The sequence below is a fragment of the Janthinobacterium sp. NKUCC08_JDC genome, assembly GCF_019345575.1.
Classification (GTDB): Bacteria; Pseudomonadota; Gammaproteobacteria; order Burkholderiales; family Burkholderiaceae_D; genus Janthinobacterium; species Janthinobacterium aestuarii.
Genome location: NZ_JAHKQW010000008.1, coordinates 166983 through 185674, shown reverse-complemented (window position 1 = coordinate 185674; position 18692 = coordinate 166983). Strand labels below are relative to the sequence as shown.

Here is an 18692-nt window from a genome sequence, read left to right as displayed (position 1 = left end):
CGTTTGATTTTAAGGTGAATGGAAGATGCGTGAAATGACAACCAAGGGCAGGGGCATGCCGCCAGCGGCGCCTGCAAGGGCCTTGACGATGCTGTGCCTGGCCATGCTGGCGCTGCCCGGCATGGCGCGCGCGCAGGACGCTGTGCCGGCCGCCGCCCCCGTGGCCGCGCTGGAACGGCAGGTGACGATCGAGGAATACCTGGTGCGCGGCAATACCGTGCTCGACGCGCGTGCCATCGAAGAAGCGGTCACGCCCTTCCTGGGGCCGGGCCGCACCCTGAAGGACGTGGAAGGGGCGCGCGACGCCCTCGTTGCTGCATATCAAGCCAGGGGCTATCAGTCAGTCTACGTGGACTTGCCGGAGCAGCAGGTGGAGCAGGGCGTGGTGGTGCTGCAGGTGAGCGAAACGAAGGTGGGACGCTTGCGCGTGGTCGGCGCGCAATACAACTCGCCGCTCGACGTGCGCCAGCAAGTGCCGGCCCTGACGGAAGGCAAGGTGCCTGATTTTACGCAGGCGCAAGTGGAATTGACGGCCCTGAACCGGGGCCCCAAGCGTCAGGTGATGCCCTTGGTCAAGCAGGGCAGCCTGCCCGGCACCATGGACGTGGACTTGAAAGTGGAAGACAGCAGCCCGTGGCGCGCCAGCGTCGGCTTGAACAACGATTACAGCGCCGATACCAAGAAGCTGCGCAGCAGCATCTCGCTCGGCCACGACAACCTGTGGCAGATGGGGCATAGCGCCACCATCAGCTTTTTCGGCACGCCGGGCGACTTGAACCAGACCAAGGTGTGGTCGGCCTCGTACGTGGCGCCGATCGGCACGCAGGGCTGGAGCGTGGAAGCGACCGGCTACCAGTCGAACAGCAACGTGGCCAGCACGGGCGGCACCAGCGTGCTGGGCAAGGGCCATGCGCTGGGCATGAAGCTCAATTACACGGTACCCAACAGCGGCATCTGGTGGCACAGCTTTAGCGGCGGCATCGATTTCAAGGATAACCAGGAAGCGCTGCAGCTGAATGGCGCCGGCTCCAGCGTTCCCCTGAAGTACGTGCCGCTCAGCGTGGCCTACAACGGCTTTGCGCAGACGGAGACGGCGACGTATGGCCTGGGCCTGTCGCTGGTGGCCGGCACGCGCGCCGCGTTCGGCTATGGCAGCAACAGCGCCGCCTACGACAACAAACGCTACAAGGCTTCGCCCAGCTTTCTCGTCCTGAAGGGCGATGCCAACGCCACCACCACCCTGGGCAGCGGCGCGCAGCTGTACGGCAAGCTGGCGGGCCAGCTGGCCGACGCGGCGCTTGTGTCGGGCGAGCAGATGGCCGCCGGCGGCGCCAATTCCGTGCGCGGCTACCTGTCGGCCGAAGCGACGGGCGACTACGGCGTCTCGGGCACCGTCGAATGGCGCACGCCCCAGCTGACGTATTTCAGCCGCCTGGAAAACTGGCGTCTGTTTGCCTTTGCCGATGGCGCGCGCCTGCGTCTGCGCGACCCGCTGCCGGAACAGAAAGACCTGTTCGGCCTGGCTTCGGTGGGCGTGGGCAGCAGCTTCCAGTTCCTGCGCTACCTGAATGGCCGCATCGATTTCGCCTACCCGCTGCGCGATGGCCCGCGCACGCACAAGCACGTGCGCCGCATCAATTTCAACCTGTCGGCCAGCTACTGACGGGCCAGCTCACCAGCACCGCACTTTTTTAGACTTTTCTTCGGAGAATCACTGTCATGCAACGTCTTTTTTTCCTGCTCACGATCCTGGGCACGCTCGTTCCCGGCCTGGCGCATGCCTGGTGGCAGCCCGACTGGGCTTACCGCAAACCCGTCACCGTCGACGCCGGCCCGAAGGCGGGCGCCGTGGGCGGCGATCCCGGCCGCATTCCCGTGCTGCTGCGCTTGCATTCGGGTAACTTCAATTTCGAAGGCGTCAGCGACAACGGCGCCGACCTGCGCTTCGTGGCGGGCGACGATAAAACGGTGCTGAACCACCAGATCGAGCAATTCAATCCGCTCTTGGGCATCGCCCTGATCTGGGTCGACGTGCCGGCCCTGACGGCTGGTACGCCGCAGCAACTGTGGATGTACTACGGCAATCCAAAGGCGCCCGCTTCCGGCAATGGCCAGCGTACTTTTGATCCCGACTACAGCCTCGTGTACCACTTCACCGAGCCTGGCGTGCCCTCGCGCGACAGCACCGCCTATGGCAACCATGCGCAGACGGCAGTGCCGGCGCTCGACGGTTCCGTCATCGGCGCCGGCGCCCGCCTGGGCTCCATGCCGTTGATGCTGCCCGCCTCGCCATCGCTGGCGCTGGCCGCCGGTGCGCCGTTCACGTTTTCCGCCTGGGTGCGTCCCGACAGCCTGGGCGCGCAGCAAGTGCTGTATGCGCGCCGCGACGGCGCCAATGAATTGCTGATCGGCATAGACCAGGGCGTGCCCTTCGTGCAGGTGAATGGCCAGCGCAGCAAGCCTGGCCAGCCGATCCAGGCCGCGCAATGGTCGCACCTGGCCGTCAAGGCCGACAAAGCCAACGTGGCCCTGTACGTGGGCGGCCGTCCGGCCGTGTCGCTGGCCACCGCGCTGCCAGCGTTCAGCACGGCAGCCTCGGTCGGCGCCGATGCGCCGCCGGTCGCTTCCGGTACCGCCACCCTGGCCAACTTCACGGGCGCCATCGACGAGCTGCGCCTGTCGCGCACGGCCCGTCCCGACGCCCTGCTGCTGGCCGACGCCGTCTCGCAAGGTTCCGAATCGCGCCTGGCCGTGTTTGGCGCAGACGAACAGCAAGCGGGTAAAAGCCATTTCGGTTTCATCATCGCCGCCATGCCGCTCGACGCCTGGATCGTCGTCGGCGTGCTGGGCCTGATGATGGTCTTGTCGTGGATCATCATGATCGGCAAGGGCCGCAGCTATGGCGCCATCTCGCGCGCCAATGCGCAATTCATGCAGTCGTTCCACGAAGCGGCCGGCGCGCCGCTCGACCACTTGTCGCGCAACGGCAAGCTCAGCGCTTCCGTGAAGGCCGATTCCTCGCTGTGGCGTCTGTATGACGTGGCCATCGACGAGATGCGCCGCCGCCACGACCGCGGCTACGACCTGAACGCCGTCTCGAACGCGACCATCGGCGCCATCCGCGCCGCCATGGATGGCGTGATGGTGCGCGAAAGCGAACGCATGTCGAAACGCATGATCTGGCTGTCGACCACCATCGAAGGTGCGCCGTACGTCGGTCTGTTCGGCACCGTGATCGGCATCATGCTGGTGTTCGTCGTGGCGGCCATGGCCGGCGCCGTGGACATCAACTCCGTGGCGCCGGGCATGGCTGCCGCGCTGCTGTGTACGGCCGCCGGCCTGGGCGTGGCGATTCCCGCCCTGTTCGGCTACAACTGGCTGTCCTCGCGTTCGGACGCCATCGTTGCCGACATGGCCGTCTTCGTCGATGAATTCGCCACGCGCCTGGCTGAAGAGCAGGGCGACGGACGCCAGATGCGTCCCGTGCTGCAGCAGGCGTGAGGGGCGCATAACCATGGCCACCTCCGCCAAGTTTACCCCCCGCAAGCGTAGCGGCGGCATCAACATCACGCCCTTCGTCGACGTGCTGCTGGTGGTGCTGGTGATCTTCATCTTGACCAGCAACGCCAGCATTCCCGGCATCAAGGTCGACCTGCCCAAGGCCAGCTCGGCCATGGCGCTGGAAAAACCGAAGACCAAGGCCATCACCATCGACAACGCGGGCCAGGTCTTTCTCGACGCCTATCCCGTCACCCTGCCCGAGCTGGAAGAGCGCTTGCGCACGGAAAAGGCCCTGACGCCCGACTTTCCCGTGATCGTGCGCGGCGATGCCGCCGTGCAGTACGCGAAAGTGGTCGAAGTGCTCGATTTGCTGCGCCGCATCGACCTGAACCAGGTGGGCCTGGTGACCGGCAAGCCGGCATGAGGAGCGCAAGGTGAAGCGTGACGACATGATGAAGATGGCCGCGCCGGAATCGTCGGGCGCGGCGCAGTGGTGGCGCCGCTGGGGCGGCGTGGCCGGCGGCGTGCTGCTGGCCGCTGCGCTGGCCGCGCTGGTCTGGTATTTGCTGTCGGACACGGCCGCCACCAAGCGCGAAGTGGCGGCCCCGCCGATGCTGATGCTGCCCCCTCCGCCGCCACCGCCGCCGGAACCGGAAAAACTGCCGGAACCGACACCGGACAAGGTGGTGCCGGAAGTGTCGGAGCCGGAACCGACGCCGGCCGACAAGCCCATGGATGACGCGCCGGAAAGTCCGTCGCCGGACAAGGGCGACCCCGTCACGATCGACGGTGCGGCGCAGGCCGGCAGCGATGCCTTCGGCATCCAGGCCGGACGCGGCGGCGGCATGACGGGCGGCGGCGGTGGCGGCGGACTCGGCGCGGGATCGTATGGCCGCTATGTGGCCAACGCGCTGCAGCTCGCCTTTGCCCGCGATCCGCGCACGCGCCAGCTGGCGTTTAGCGATATCCGCGTTGACCTGTGGCTCGATGCGGAAGGCAGGACGACGAAAGTGCAGCTGGTGCAGGGCACGGGCAATGCGCAGACGGATGAACAAGTGCTGGCCATGGTGCGCGATTTCCGTGCCGATGAACGGCCACCGGCGTCCCTGCGTTTCCCGGCCCGCGTTTCCATTAAGGGCCGCCGGCCATAGCGTCCCCAAATTCATATTAATTTTTTCCGAAAGAAACAATGAATTCCTTATTCTCTCCCTCACAGCGCATGCGCCGCCTTCCGCTGGCGCTGGCCGCCCTGGCCCTGAGCGTGGCGGCAGGCGCGGTACAAGCGCAAGCACCGGCCGACAGCACCATGGTCAAGCTGATCCGCGGCCTGATCCAGAGCGGCGCCCTGAACAAGGATGCCGGCGAAGCGCTGCTGGCGCAGGCGCAGAGCGAAGCGCTGGCACAAGCGCAGGCCCGTCCGGCAGCCGCGCCGGCCGCCCTGGCGCAGGTGCAGCCGGGCGACGTGCGCGTGCCGTATATTTCGCAAACCGTGCGCGAGCAGATCCGCGACGAGATCAAGGGCCAGGTCATGGCCGAGGCAAAAGCGGGCGGCTGGGCGGCGCCGAATGAAACACCGGCCTGGACCAAGCGCATCCGCCTGGAAGGCGATGTGCGTGCGCGCTACGAGTCGCGCTATTACGACATGGCCAACAGCAATATCGAGATCGACTGGCGCTCGCTCAACAGCGGCAGCGGCTACGACGTCAATTCGAACACCAACCTGGCCCTGCCGGCGTTGCTGAACACGCGCGAAGACCGCAAGCACTTGCTGCGCGCGCGCGCCCGCCTGGGCATCCTGGCCGATATTTCCGAGACCACGCAGGCCGGCATCCGCCTGGCCAGCGGCAATGACGACAGCCCCGTGTCCACCACGCAAACCCTCGGTGGCGGCTTGGGCAAGAAAAACATCTGGCTGGACCAGGCCTGGTTGTCCTACCAGCCCGCTTCCTGGCTGAAACTGACGGCGGGCCGCTTCGACAATCCCTTCGTCTCCGGCGACGAACTGTTTTCCAGCGAACTCAATTTCGACGGCATCGCCGCCAAGGTGCAGCAGCCGGTGGGTGCCAGCAAAGACGTCACCGTCTTCGGTACCCTGGGCCTGATTCCGCTCGAATATTCGTCCGACAATGCGCCTAGCCGCAGCCAGGCAAAAATGGCCAGCGAAAACAAATGGCTGCTGGGCGCGCAAGTGGGCGCGTCGTGGAAGATCAATAGCGACCATCAGCTGCGCGGCGCCTTGGCCTACTACAACTTCCGCAACATCAGCGGAGAATACTCGCAGCCGTGCGCGTTGTACGCGGGCGCAGATGGCTGCAGCACGGACTGGTCGCGTCCATCGAGCATGCAAAAAGGCAATAGCTTGATGCTGCTGCGCAATATCGCCCTGAACCCGCTGGACCCGGCCAATACGCCGCAGCCGCAATTCGTGGGCCTGGCGTCGAAGTTCCGCCTGGCCAACCTGAATGCGCGCTGGGATAGCAAGGTAGCTGGCGGCACGGACTTGCGCATCGAAGGCGACTATGTGCGCAACATGGCCTACGACAAGAACGAAATGTGGGCGCGCGCCAAGGGCGGCATCATGAACAACTTCGGCGGCACGGGCGGCGTCTCGCAAGCCGATTTCAAGAGCGGCGGCAATGCCTACATGCTGCAAGCGACCCTGGGCAAGGCCAGCCCGGCCGCGCGCGGCGACTGGAACGTCTTGCTTGGCTACAAGCGCATCGAACCCGATGCCTTGCCTGACGCCTACAACGATTCGACTTTCCACCTGGGTGGCACGAATGCGCGCGGCTACTACCTGGGCGGCGCGTATGCGCTCGACAAGAATACCTGGCTGAACGGCCGCTGGACGTCGAGCCGCGAAGTGTTCGGTTCGGCACTGTCGATCGATACCTTGCAAATCGAATTGAACGCGCGTTTCTAAGGAGCCATGATGTTGATATCCAACAAAATGTGCCTGCCTTTGCTGTTACTGAGCTTGCTGGCCGCCAGCACGGTCCAGGCGCAGGCGCAAAAGGGGCAAAGCATGGAAGAGCGCTTGCGCGCCGAACTGCGCAACGTGACGGCGCAATTGCAGCAGACGCGCGGCGAGCTGGAAATGCTCAAAGCCAAGGGTGCCCCTGTCCCCAAGGCGGCGCCCGCTGCGGCCGAACCTGCCAGCGATGGCTTGAAAAAGGAGCTGGCGCGCAGCCAGTCGCAACTGGCGCACGAGCGCGCGCAGCGGGAAAAGCTGGGCGAGCAGCAACAGCGCAGCACGGCCGCCGCGCAAGAGGCGGCCGCCAGCCTGGCGCAGTACCGCCAGGCCAGCGAGAAATTGACTGCCACGGGCAAGCGGCTGGAGGCGGAGCGTGCGCGCCTGGACGGCGAAGTGACGGCCCAGCGGGGCGCCCTGGCGCGCTGCGAAAGCAAGAATGCCCAGCTGTATGCGGCCGGGCAGGACATCCTGCAAGCGTATGAAGGTCTCGGCGTGCTGGACGTCATGAAGGCGCGCCAGCCGTTCGCCGCACAAAGCCGGGTGAAACTCGAGCAAATCGCGCAGCAGTACGGCGACCAGCTGTACCAGGGCCGCTTTGATGCACGTCAAACAGAAACGCCGGCCCCCCAATAATTTTTTTGAAATGAATGGAATGACGATGGAAAACACCAACAACTTGCTGACTACCCTGAATGCGGAACAAACGGCCAACGCCATCAAGGCGGCCGGCTGCGCCGTGACCAGTATCGAACACGACGGCGTCGTGCGCCTGCACAGCGCCAGCCATGGCATCGGCTTTCAGGTGCTGTGGGGCAATGAAGCCGCGCCTGGCCAGTACGCGGATCTGACCCTGAGCTGCCCGCTGCGCGTGCAGGGCGGTGACTTGCCTGCCGGCTTGCTGGCCGAATGGCACCGCAGCAAGCGCTTCGCCCGCGTGGCCCAGCATGGCGATTTCGTCGTGCTGGAGATGGATGTGCTGGTTGCCGGTGGCGTCAGCACGGAGTACCTGAATATCAATCTGCAACTGTGGACGCAGATGATGGGCCAGTTCTTCTTGTTTTTACGCAACTTTACGCCGGCCGATACGAGCACGGCACCGATAGTCGAGGCCGCCAGCGTGGCAGAAGAAGAAACTGTGCCGGCCTGATAAGCCGTCCAGTGGAGGAAAAATGGCCCGCGACGGGCCATTTTTGCCGTCTGCGGGCCTCAAGTGTCGTATTAAATACTTATTTTTTAGGCATCGCGCATTAAAACTGCTCAAAGAGCGTGTGTGAATCAAGCCAGCAACGGCTGTATGGCGGATAATATTGCCTGTTGCCGATTTGGATACGACCTTTACACAAAAATGCGCCCCATGGATTTTACCCGCGACGAAACCAGTGAAACCCCAGTTGCCCCGGCCAGCGCGCCGGGAGCGCCTTTGCCGTATGCCGTCGCCACCTGGCTGCAGCGGGTGGAGGCTGCCGCCCATCCGAAGGCCGTGCTGACGATTGCCGAGCCTGATCCCAAACTCAACCAGCACCGATTGATCTACGTGCTGGCACCCACCAGCGGTGGCCGCCACGTGGCCCTGTGCCTGTACAAGGCGCGGCTGCGGCCGAATGGCGACGTGGCGGCGGCGTCGCCCATCAGCGAAATCTTCTCGCTGCTGTCGGCGCCCCCCACGTTTTTGACGCCGGCCGATGAAGACCTCGTGCGTTTCTTCGTGGCCATGCGCAGCGGACAGAATTCGCAGACGGGCAGCGCCACGGAGCCAAAGGGCAAGGTGGGCGCGGCCCTGCTGAAAATGCTGGCCGAGCAGGATAAACTGTTGTGGGCCAATTCCTGGGCCGACGTCGGCAATGGCCTCGTGTACCCGTTGAAGGAAGGTCCCGTGCGTCCCGCCCGCCTGTTCTGGCGCGACGAGGGAAAAACCATGCGCCTGGGCTGGCAAGTGGATCCGCCGGAAGGCGCGAAGCACCATGGCGCCGACCAGATCGACTACATGCTGCCCACCGATCCGCCGTGGTACATCGACAACCTGTCGTGCGGCGTGCTGGAACTGAACCAGGGCGGCTCCGACATTTCCCTGGCCGACTTGCAGGCATTGGTGGCGCAGGCGCCGCCCCTGAACGCGAACGACAAGGTGCGCGTGTCGCAACTGTTGCTGGCGCAGGGCTTGCAGCATTTGATGCCGCTGCCGCAGCCGTTGCCGCAGCGCTTGCGCAAGGACGTGCCGGCGCAACCGGTCTTGCTGCTCGATAGCGCCATGCTGGCCGATGGCAGCATCCAGCGCTGGAGCGATTTTGCCGTGTTGTCCTACGACTACGATGGCGAGCGCGTCTCGTTCGACCCGTCGCAGCGCGTGGTGCGGCAAGTGGGCGACGTGACGGAAATCATCCAGAGAAACACGGTCGACGAAGCGCGCGCGCTGGCCACCCTGGCCGAGCTGCAATTCAAGAAGCCGGGCTCGGCCCCCTTGAGCGGCTTGAAGGGTGCCTTGCAACTGCCTTCCCAGGCGGAATGGCTGCGTTTTGCCGAGTCCGGCATCGACGCCTTGCTGGAGCAGGGCTGGATCGTGGAAAAGACGGCCAAGTACCGCTACGACGTGAGCGACGTGGGCGACTGGTACGCGGAAATCGACGACCAGGACCCGGACAGCGGCAACGCCTGGTTCGAGCTGGAACTGGGCATCGTCGTCAACCACGAGCGCGTGCCGCTGCTGCCCGTGCTGGTGCAGCTGATCCGCAACGCGCCCAACGATTTCAATCCGAAAGTCATCGAAGCGCACGCGGACGATGACCAGATGCTGGCGACCTTGCCGGACGGCACGCGCGTGGCCCTACCGTGGGGCCGCGTGCGCCCCATCCTGAACACCCTGGGCGAACTGTATTTCAGCGACAAGATCAAACATGCCGTGCGCATGTCGACCCTGGACGCGGCGCGCCTGGAAGAGCTGGCACGGGGCCTGGATATGCAATGGACGGGCGGCGAGCAGCTGCGCGCCATGGGCCGCAAGCTGAGCCAGTTCGGTTCCGTGCAAAAAGTGGCGGCGCCAACCGGCTTGCAGGCGACCTTGCGCGATTACCAGGCCGATGGCCTGGCGTGGATGCAATTCCTGCGCGACCACGACCTGGCGGGCATCCTGGCCGATGACATGGGCTTAGGTAAAACCGTGCAAACCCTGGCGCATATCCTGGTGGAAAAGGAAGCGGGCCGTCTCACGCATCCGGCCCTGGTGATTGCACCGACAAGTTTGATGGGCAACTGGCAGGATGAGGCGGCCAAGTTCGCGCCTTCCCTGAAAGTGCTGCTGCTGCAAGGCAAAGACCGCGCCCAGCAGTTCGACCAGATCGACCAATGCGACCTGGTGCTGACGACCTACGCGCTGTTGCCGCGCGACGAGGAAACCTTGCGCGAGCATGATTTCCACCTGGTCATCCTCGACGAATCGCACTACATCAAGAATACGCGCAGCAAGGCGGCGCAAAGCGCGGGCCTGCTGCGCGCGCGCCACCGCCTGTGCTTGTCCGGCACGCCGCTGGAAAACCATCTGGGCGAACTGTGGTCGCAATTCCACTTCCTGTTGCCGGGCTTGCTGGGCGACGAGAAGACGTTCAACACCCAGTTCCGCCATCCGATCGAACGCCAGGACGACCCGCTGCGTCGCATGCTGCTAAACCGCCGCATCAAGCCCTTCCTGCTGCGCCGCACGAAGGACAATGTGGCCAAGGAGCTGCCACCGAAAACGGAAATGGTGCGCAAGGTGGAATTGACGGGGCCGCAGCGCGACCTGTATGAAACCGTGCGTCTGGCGATGGATCAAAAAGTGCGCGAAGAAATCGACAAGAAGGGCGTGGCGCGCAGCCAGATCGTCATCCTCGAAGCGCTGCTGAAACTGCGGCAAGTGTGCTGCGACCCGCGCCTGGTGAAATCCCTGCCGGCGAAGAAGCAATCTGCCGGTTCGGCCAAGCTGCTCGACCTGATGCAGATGGTGGAAGACTTGCTCGACGAAGGGCGTAAGATTCTTGTCTTCTCGCAATTTACCAGCATGCTGGAATTGATCGAGGAAGAGCTCGAATCGCGCGACATCCCTTATGCGCTTTTAACAGGCGAAACGAAGGACCGGGGTGCGCAAGTGGCGGCCTTCCAGCAGGGCGCCGTGCCGATTTTCCTGATCAGCCTGAAAGCGGGTGGCGTGGGCCTGAACCTGACGGCGGCCGACACGGTCATCCACTACGATCCGTGGTGGAATCCGGCGGCGGAAAACCAGGCCACGGACCGCGCCTGGCGCATCGGTCAGGACAAGCCCGTGTTCGTCTACAAGCTGATCGCGAAGGGCACGCTGGAAGAGAAAATCCAGCTGCTGCAGCAAAAGAAATCGGAACTGGCGCAATCGATCCTGGCCGAAGGCGAATCGCAGAAGATGGCCCTCACGCAGGAAGACTTGCAGCAGATTTTCGCCCCGCTGGAAGATTAACGCTGCCGCACGCTTATACTTGGCGATTCTTTCTTGCCAGGTATAACGCATGCTGCCCATTTTCTTACTGCTGCTTGCCGGCGCCATCCTCATGGCGCTGCGTTTCGTCCAGTTGCGCCGCGCCCTGCTGCGCGCGCGGGCGGGCGAAGCGCAGTTCCGCCTGCTGGCCGAGCACGGGCGCGACGCGGCCTTCCTGCTCGACGCCACTACCCTGGAATTGCTCTACATCAGCCCCGCCGCGCAGCGCCTGACGGGCCATGACATGCCTGCCTTGCGCGAGCATGCGGCGCGTTTGGCGGCCGATGTGCCGGCCCGTCTGCAGCGCTGGCGCGATGGCGACACCAGCCGTTTGACCCTGCTGCGCGAAGTGGAATTGCCGCACGCAGACGGCCACCTGCTGGCGCTGGAAATCAGTTCGACCATCGTGCCCGCGGCGGCAGGGAAGGGCGTGACCTTGGCGGGCACGGTGCGCGACGTCAGCGAGCTCCAGGCGCAGGAAGCGGAACGGGAAAAGGAGCAAAAGCGCTTCGCCTCGATGCTGTCGCATGAATTCCGTACGCCGCTGGCCACCATCGACGGCGCCATCCAGCGCCTCGTCTCGACATCGAAAGATGCCGACGAGGCCACGCGCAAGCGCTACGTAAAAATCCAGACGGCCGTCGACCGCCTGCTGGCCATGATCGACGACTATCTGTCGCCCGAACGCATGGCGGCCATCGGCCGCGAGCGGGCCGCCGACGGCATCGCGCCGCTGGCCTTGCTGCAGCAGGCGGCCGCCACCGTGCCTGCCAGCCACCCGGTGCAGCTGGAACTCGACGAAGACTTGCCGGCCCGGCTGCGCTGCGACGTGCCCGGCATGGCCCTGTGCCTGAAAATCTTGTTAGATAACGCCGTCAAGTTCAGTCCGCCGGGCAGCAGCATCACCTTGTCGGCCAGGCTGGTGCCCGAAGGCGGCGTGGCGCTGTGCGTGCGCGATGCGGGGCCCGGCTTGCGGGAAGAAGAGCTGGCGCAGCTGTTCGACAAAGGAAGCCGTGGAAGCGATGCCACGCATCCGGGCGCGGGCCTGGGCCTGTACATGGCGCGCGCCGTCGTCGACGTGCATGGCGGGAGTTTGCAGGGGCATAATCTGCCCGAAGGCGGGGCACTTTTCCGGATTTGGCTGCCGCTTCCTGGCTAGACTAGAAAAAAGTTGCTTCCGCTGAAGGCAACCGTGATAATTCCTTGACGTAAACCTATTGTGCCGTCCATCATGGTGTAGAAGTGAATGGCATGGTTTGCCCACGGTAGCTCACTAACGGAAGAATGGCGTTGCAATGACGAAAATACTGATCGTCGAAGACAATCTGGACTACGCCGAGGACATGGCGGAGTTTCTCGTTGAGCTCGAACACGAAGTTCATATCACCAGCTCTGCTGGCGGGATGTGGACGGCGTTGAGCCATGGCAATGTTGGCGTGGTCGTGCTGGACCTGGGCTTGCCCGATGAGGATGGCTTCAACGTCATCCCCCGCATGCGCCAGCTGTATCCGCAAATCGGCGTGCTGGTGCTGACGGGGCGCGTCGCTTTCGACAGCCGCATCCTCGGCTTGCGCCTGGGTGCCGACCACTATCTGACCAAGCCGATCAAATTCCCCGAACTGGCCGCCCACATCGAGGCGCTCGACCGCCGCGTCGGTCCGCAAGATCCCGTGCCCGAGCCGGGCAAGTGGACCTTGAAAGTAAGCGCTCGCCAACTTGAGCTGATGGGGGCCGTCATCGCCCTGACGGAAAAGGAATTCAACTTCCTGCACCTGTTGACCATCAATACCCGCCCCGTGCCGCGCGATGTCATCGTGGCCGGCATGGGCGGCGAAGATCCCGACGCGGGGCGCCGGGTCGACATGCTCGTGTACCGCCTGCGCAAGAAAGCCAAGACAGGTCTGGGCCAGGACTTGCCGCTGCGCAGCGCGTATGGCGAGGGCTACAGCCTGTCGGCCAGTTTCAACCTTTCCTGACACCTGATGCCAGCCGCCCGCACGAGGTGGCGGCATAAAAGGGACAGAGTCATCCGTTTTTTTCAGCATGTCAAATAAAACAGGGTCAGAGTCACGTCTTGTGCTCGCAAGTGTGTAAAATCAAGGCCTTAGCCTATCTTTGCCGACTCTTGCCATGGCCCGTTTGCCCCGCCTTATCATTCCAGCACTGCCCCATTACGTGATCCAGCGCGGCAGCAACCGCCAGCCCGTGTTCGAGGACGCGGCAGATTACGCGCAATTCCTCTCCTGGCTGAAAACAGGCGCGAAAATGTTCAAGGTGGCCATCCACGCCTACGTTTTATTGCCTGATCAGCTACATTTACTGGCCACTCCCGGCGATGCGACGGGTCTGGGGCAGCTGATGCAGTGGCTGGGACGCTATTACGTGCCCTATTTCAACCAAAAATACGACCGTGTAGGGGCATTGTGGCAGGGACGCTACAAAACTTCCGTCATCGATCCCGACAATTTCTTCCTCCTGTGCTGCCGCTACCTCGAATGCGTGCCCGTGCAAACGGGGCTGGTGGCACATGCCCTCGACCATACGTGGTCGAGCTATGCCCACCATGCCGGTGTGCGACCCGATCCCGTCATCACCGACCACGCGCTGTACTGGGCGCTGGGCAACACGCCGTTCGACCGCGAGGCGGCGTATCTGCGCTTGTTCGAGCAAGGCCTCGGTAGCAGCCAGGTCAAAACCCTGGAACAGGCTGTATTGAAGGGCTGGCCGCTCGGGTCCGACGCTTTCAAGCAGGCGCTGGAGCAGAAAATGCAGCGGCAAGTGCTGCCTGCCAAGCGCGGCCGTCCCCGCAAAATCGTGGCCGAAGCGGACGCCGTGAAACACATTCGCATTTAAAACAAAAAATGATTCCTTTCTGACGTTTTATTGAAATGCCCTTGACTATGTCCCTATTAAATTTTCGGGGAGACAGAATCAGATTTAATTCGACTCCGACCCTAATTGTTCTGGTTGAGTTTTTTGTTGCGTTGCACTACTCTAGTTTTTCGATAGTCATATGCAGCGGAGAAGCCCATGAAAGCGCAAGGCCTGTACGACCCAGCCAATGAACACGATGCCTGCGGCGTCGGTTTCGTCGCCCATATCAAGGGCAACAAGACCCATTCGATCGTCGAACAGGGTTTGCTGATACTGAAAAACCTCGATCACCGGGGCGCCGTGGGCGCCGATGCGCTGATGGGCGATGGTGCCGGCATCCTGATCCAGATTCCCGACCAGTACTACCGCGAAGAAATGGCCAAGCAGGGCGTGGAATTGCCGCCGCCTGGCGAATACGGCGTGGGCATGGTCTTCCTGCCGAAGGAACACGCATCGCGCATCGCTTGCGAACAGGAAATCGAACGCGCCGTGCGTATCGAGGGGCAAGTCGTACTGGGCTGGCGTAACGTGCCCATCGATACGGACATGCCGATGTCGCCCACCGTGCGCGCCAAAGAGCCCGTCATTCGCCAGATCTTCATCGGCCGCGGCCCGGACATCATGGTCACCGACGCGCTCGAGCGCAAACTGTATGTGATCCGCAAATCGTCGGGCCACGCCATCCAGGCCTTGAAACTGCTGCACGGCAAGGAATTCTTCGTGCCGTCGATGTCGGCGCGCACCATCGTCTATAAAGGCTTGCTGCTGGCCGACCAGGTGGGCGTGTACTACAAGGACTTGCAGGACGCGCGCTGCATCTCGGCCCTGGCCCTCGTGCACCAGCGTTTCTCGACGAATACCTTCCCGGAATGGCCGCTGGCCCACCCGTACCGCTTGATCGCGCACAACGGCGAGATCAACACCGTCAAAGGCAACTTCAACTGGATGCGCGCGCGCGAAGGCGTGATGAAGTCGGCCGTGCTGGGCGACGACCTGCAAAAGCTGTTCCCCCTGATCTATGAAGGCCAGTCCGACACGGCGTGTTTCGACAATGCGCTCGAATTGCTGCTGATGGCCGGCTATCCGATCGCCCAGGCGATGATGATGATGATTCCGGAAGCGTGGGAAAACCACACGACGATGGATGACAACCGCCGCGCCTTCTATGAATACCACGCCGCCATGATGGAACCGTGGGACGGCCCGGCTGCCATGGCGTTTACGGACGGCCGCCACATCGGCGGCACCCTGGACCGCAACGGCTTGCGTCCAGCCCGCTACATCGTCACGGATGACGACCTGGTGGTGATGGCGTCGGAATCGGGCGTGCTGCCGATTCCCGAGTCGAAAATCATCCAGAAATGGCGCTTGCAGCCTGGCAAAATGTTCCTGATCGACCTGGAAGCGGGCCGCATCATCGACGACCAGGAATTGAAAAACACCTACGCCAACGCCAAGCCCTATAAAGCGTGGATCAACTCGGTGCGCATCAAGCTCGACGAGATCAAGCTGGCCGAAGGCCAGGCAAAGCTGGACCGCGCGCAGGGCGAAAAAGCCCAGCCGTCCTTGCTCGACCGCCAGCAGGCGTTCGGCTATACGCAGGAAGATTTGAAGTTCCTCATGGCGCCGATGGCCGTGGCCGGCGAAGAGGCGACGGGCTCGATGGGCAATGACTCGCCGCTGGCCGTCATGTCGAACAAACTGAAGCCTTTGTATAACTACTTCAAGCAGCTGTTCGCGCAAGTGACGAATCCGCCGATCGACCCGATCCGCGAAGCGATGGTGATGTCGCTCGTGTCCTTCATCGGCCCGAAACCGAACTTGCTCGATACGAACAACGTCAACCCGCCGATGCGCCTGGAAGTGGCGCAGCCCGTGCTGGGCTTTGACGACATGGCCCGTCTGCGCAACATCAGCGCCCACACGGGCGGCAAGTTCAAGTCGTATGAACTGGACATCTGCTACCCGCTGGCCTGGGGCAAGGAAGGCGTGGAAGCATGCCTGGCCTCGCTGTGCGCGGAAGCCGTCGACGCCGTGAAATCCGGCCACAACATCCTGATCGTCTCGGACCGCGCCATTTGCGCCGACCAGGTGGCGATCCCTGCGCTCTTGGCCACGTCCACCGTGCACCAGCACCTGGTGAGCAAGGGCTTGCGCGCCTCCACGGGCCTCGTCGTGGAAACGGGCTCGGCCCGCGAAACCCACCACTTCGCCTTGCTGGCCGGCTACGGCGCGGAAGCCGTCCACCCGTACCTGGCCATGGAAACCCTGGCCGACATGGCGCATGGCTTGCCGGGCGATTTGTCGGGCGATAAAGCCATCTATAACTACACCAAGGCGGTGGGTAAAGGCTTGATGAAGGTCATGTCGAAGATGGGCATTTCGACCTACATGTCCTACTGCGGCGCGCAAATCTTCGAAGCCATCGGCTTGAACAAGTCGCTGGTCGACAAATACTTCAAGGGCACGGCCTCGAACGTGGAAGGCATCGGCGTGTTTGAAGTGGCGGAAGAAGCGCTGCGCCTGCACGCGCTGGCCTTCGGCAACGATCCCGTACTGTCCGACAAGCTCGACGCGGGCGGCGAGTACGCGTTCCGCGTGCGCGGCGAAGACCATATGTGGACGCCGGACGCGATTGCCAAGCTGCAGCATTCCACGCGCAGCAACAATTTCTCCAGCTATAAAGAGTACGCGCAAATCATCAACGACCAGAGCCGTCGCCACCTGACCCTGCGTGGCCTGTTCGAGTTCAAGCTCGACCCGACCAAGGCGATCCCGCTCGATGAAGTGGAACCGGCCAAGGAAATCGTCAAGCGTTTCGCCACGGGCGCCATGTCGCTCGGTTCCATCAGCACGGAAGCGCACGCAACGCTTGCGGTCGCCATGAACCGTATCGGCGGCAAGTCGAACACGGGCGAGGGCGGCGAAGATCCGAACCGCTACACGCAGGAATTGAAGGGCATCCCGATCCGCCAGGGCGACACCATGGCGTCCATCGTGGGCGCCGAGCAGATCGTCGTCGATATTCCGCTGCAGGAAGGCGATTCCATGCGTTCGCGCATCAAGCAGGTGGCGTCCGGACGTTTCGGCGTCACGGCCGCCTACCTGAACTCGGCCGACCAGATCCAGATCAAGATGGCGCAGGGCGCGAAACCGGGCGAAGGTGGCCAGTTGCCAGGGCATAAAGTGTCGGAATACATCGCCAGCCTGCGCTTCTCCGTGCCGGGCGTGGGCCTGATTTCGCCGCCGCCGCACCATGACATCTATTCGATCGAGGATCTGGCGCAGCTGATCCATGACTTGAAGAACGCCAATCCGCGCGCGTCGATTTCCGTGAAGCTGGTGTCGGAAGTGGGTATCGGCACGGTCGCCGCCGGCGTGACCAAGGCGAAAGCCGACCATGTGGTCGTTGCCGGCCATGACGGCGGCACGGGCGCGTCGCCATTGTCGTCCGTGAAACATGCGGGCACGCCATGGGAGCTGGGTCTGGCTGAAACGCAACAAACGCTGGTCTTGAACGGCTTGCGCAGCCGCATCCGCGTACAGGCCGACGGCCAGATGAAAACGGGCCGCGACGTGGTCATCGCCGCCCTGCTGGGTGCCGACGAGATCGGTTTCGCCACGGCGCCGCTGGTGGTCGAAGGCTGCATCATGATGCGCAAATGCCACTTGAATACCTGTCCGGTGGGCGTGGCCACGCAAGATCCGGTGCTGCGCGCCAAGTTCTCGGGCAAGCCCGAGTATGTCGTCAATTACTTCTTCTTCGTTGCCGAAGAAGCCCGTCAATTGATGGCGCAGCTGGGCATCCGTACGTATGACGAACTGATCGGCCGTGTCGATCTGCTCGATAAATCGAAGGCGATCTCGCACTGGAAGGCGCAGGGCCTGGACTTCTCGGCCATCTTCCACAAGCCGGAAACGCCAGATGGCCAAGCTTGCCGGCACGTGGAGTTCCAGGACCATGCGCTGGAAAAGGCGCTCGACCACAAGCTGATCGCGCAAGCGCGCGCGGCGCTGGAAAAGGGCGAGCGCGTCTCGTTCATCTCGCCCGTACGCAACCTGAACCGCACGGTGGGCACCATGCTGTCCGGCGAAGTGGCGAAGAAATATGGCCACGCCGGCTTGCCGGACGACACCATCCACATCCAGCTGCAAGGCACGGCGGGCCAGTCGGCCTGCGCCTTCCTGGCGCACGGCATCACCATCGACCTGGTGGGTGAAGGCAACGATTACGTCGGTAAAGGCTTGTCGGGCGGACGCATCATCGTGCGGCCCAATACCGAGTTCCGCGGCTGGGCCGTGGACAACATCATCATCGGCAACACGGTGCTGTACGGCGCCATCGCCGGCGAAGCGTTCTTCAATGGCGTGGCAGGCGAACGCTTTGCCGTGCGCAACTCGGGCGCCACCACGGTGGTCGAGGGCCTGGGCGACCATGGCTGCGAATACATGACGGGCGGCACGGTGGTGGTGCTGGGCAACACGGGACGCAACTTCGCGGCCGGCATGTCGGGCGGCATCGCCTATGTGTATGACCCGGCCGGCGACTTTGCCAGCAAGTGCAACACGGCCATGGTCAGCCTGGACAAGGTCGTGTCGGCAGCGGAACAGCATGTCGACCGCGATGCCTGGCATACCCAGCACCGCGATGGTGTGCCGGAAGCGGACGAGGTGATCCTCAAGCGCCTGATCGAGCGTCACTTCAAGCACACGGGCAGCACCCGCGCCCGCGTCTTGCTCGACGACTGGGCCGCGGCGCGCGGCAAGTTCGTGAAAGTCTTCCCGAACGAATACAAGCGCGCGCTGATTGAAATGGCAGCCGACGCCGCCATGGAAGTCCAAGCCGTCGCCGCCTGAGCCAGCCAA

Annotated in this window: 12 protein-coding genes; all 12 read left to right on the top strand. The window is 63.4% G+C overall.

The features are described from left to right. Window positions 1-25 precede the first annotated feature (25 nt). The 12 genes from KO538_RS19475 to KO538_RS19420 all read left to right on the top strand — a co-directional run bounded on the left by KO538_RS19475 (window position 26) and on the right by KO538_RS19420 (window position 18683). Complete coding sequence (locus tag KO538_RS19475) at window positions 26-1663, top strand: ShlB/FhaC/HecB family hemolysin secretion/activation protein (RefSeq protein ID WP_219329356.1); 1638 nt, start codon at window positions 26-28, stop codon at window positions 1661-1663. A 56-nt stretch (window positions 1664-1719) separates the two neighbouring features. Beyond that, window positions 1720-3501: a DUF2341 domain-containing protein gene (locus KO538_RS19470; RefSeq protein ID WP_072457461.1), complete on the top strand. Its 1782-nt coding sequence runs from the start codon at window positions 1720-1722 to the stop codon at window positions 3499-3501. A 13-nt stretch (window positions 3502-3514) separates the two neighbouring features. Continuing rightward, complete coding sequence (locus tag KO538_RS19465) at window positions 3515-3925, top strand: biopolymer transporter ExbD (protein ID WP_034753784.1); 411 nt, start codon at window positions 3515-3517, stop codon at window positions 3923-3925. A 10-nt stretch (window positions 3926-3935) separates the two neighbouring features. Continuing rightward, window positions 3936-4652 (top strand): energy transducer TonB, encoded by a 717-nt coding sequence (locus KO538_RS19460; RefSeq protein ID WP_235194266.1) that lies wholly within the window; start codon window positions 3936-3938, stop codon window positions 4650-4652. Between the two features lie 68 nt (window positions 4653-4720). After that, the gene (locus KO538_RS19455; RefSeq protein WP_257620454.1) at window positions 4721-6424 is read left to right on the top strand and encodes a putative porin; all 1704 of its coding nucleotides are present in this window, start codon (window positions 4721-4723) and stop codon (window positions 6422-6424) included. Between the two features lie 6 nt (window positions 6425-6430). Further along, complete coding sequence (locus KO538_RS19450; RefSeq protein WP_219329354.1) at window positions 6431-7108, top strand: hypothetical protein; 678 nt, start codon at window positions 6431-6433, stop codon at window positions 7106-7108. A 25-nt stretch (window positions 7109-7133) separates the two neighbouring features. Continuing rightward, the gene (locus tag KO538_RS19445; protein ID WP_257620453.1) at window positions 7134-7622 is read left to right on the top strand and encodes a YbjN domain-containing protein; all 489 of its coding nucleotides are present in this window, start codon (window positions 7134-7136) and stop codon (window positions 7620-7622) included. Between the two features lie 207 nt (window positions 7623-7829). Next, window positions 7830-10934 (top strand): DEAD/DEAH box helicase, encoded by a 3105-nt coding sequence (locus KO538_RS19440; protein WP_219329352.1) that lies wholly within the window; start codon window positions 7830-7832, stop codon window positions 10932-10934. Between the two features lie 49 nt (window positions 10935-10983). After that, window positions 10984-12111 carry an ATP-binding protein gene (locus KO538_RS19435; protein ID WP_219329351.1) on the top strand — a complete coding sequence of 376 codons (1128 nt, stop codon included), beginning with the start codon at window positions 10984-10986 and terminating at the stop codon, window positions 12109-12111. A 136-nt stretch (window positions 12112-12247) separates the two neighbouring features. Next, the gene (locus tag KO538_RS19430; protein WP_034753797.1) at window positions 12248-12928 is read left to right on the top strand and encodes a response regulator transcription factor; all 681 of its coding nucleotides are present in this window, start codon (window positions 12248-12250) and stop codon (window positions 12926-12928) included. 154 nt (window positions 12929-13082) lie between these two features. Next, window positions 13083-13805, top strand: a complete 723-nt coding sequence (locus tag KO538_RS19425) for a transposase (protein WP_219329350.1) — start codon at window positions 13083-13085, stop codon at window positions 13803-13805. Window positions 13806-13982: 177 nt separating this feature from the next. Then, window positions 13983-18683 carry a glutamate synthase-related protein gene (locus tag KO538_RS19420; RefSeq protein WP_219329349.1) on the top strand — a complete coding sequence of 1567 codons (4701 nt, stop codon included), beginning with the start codon at window positions 13983-13985 and terminating at the stop codon, window positions 18681-18683. Window positions 18684-18692: the final 9 nt, after the last annotated feature.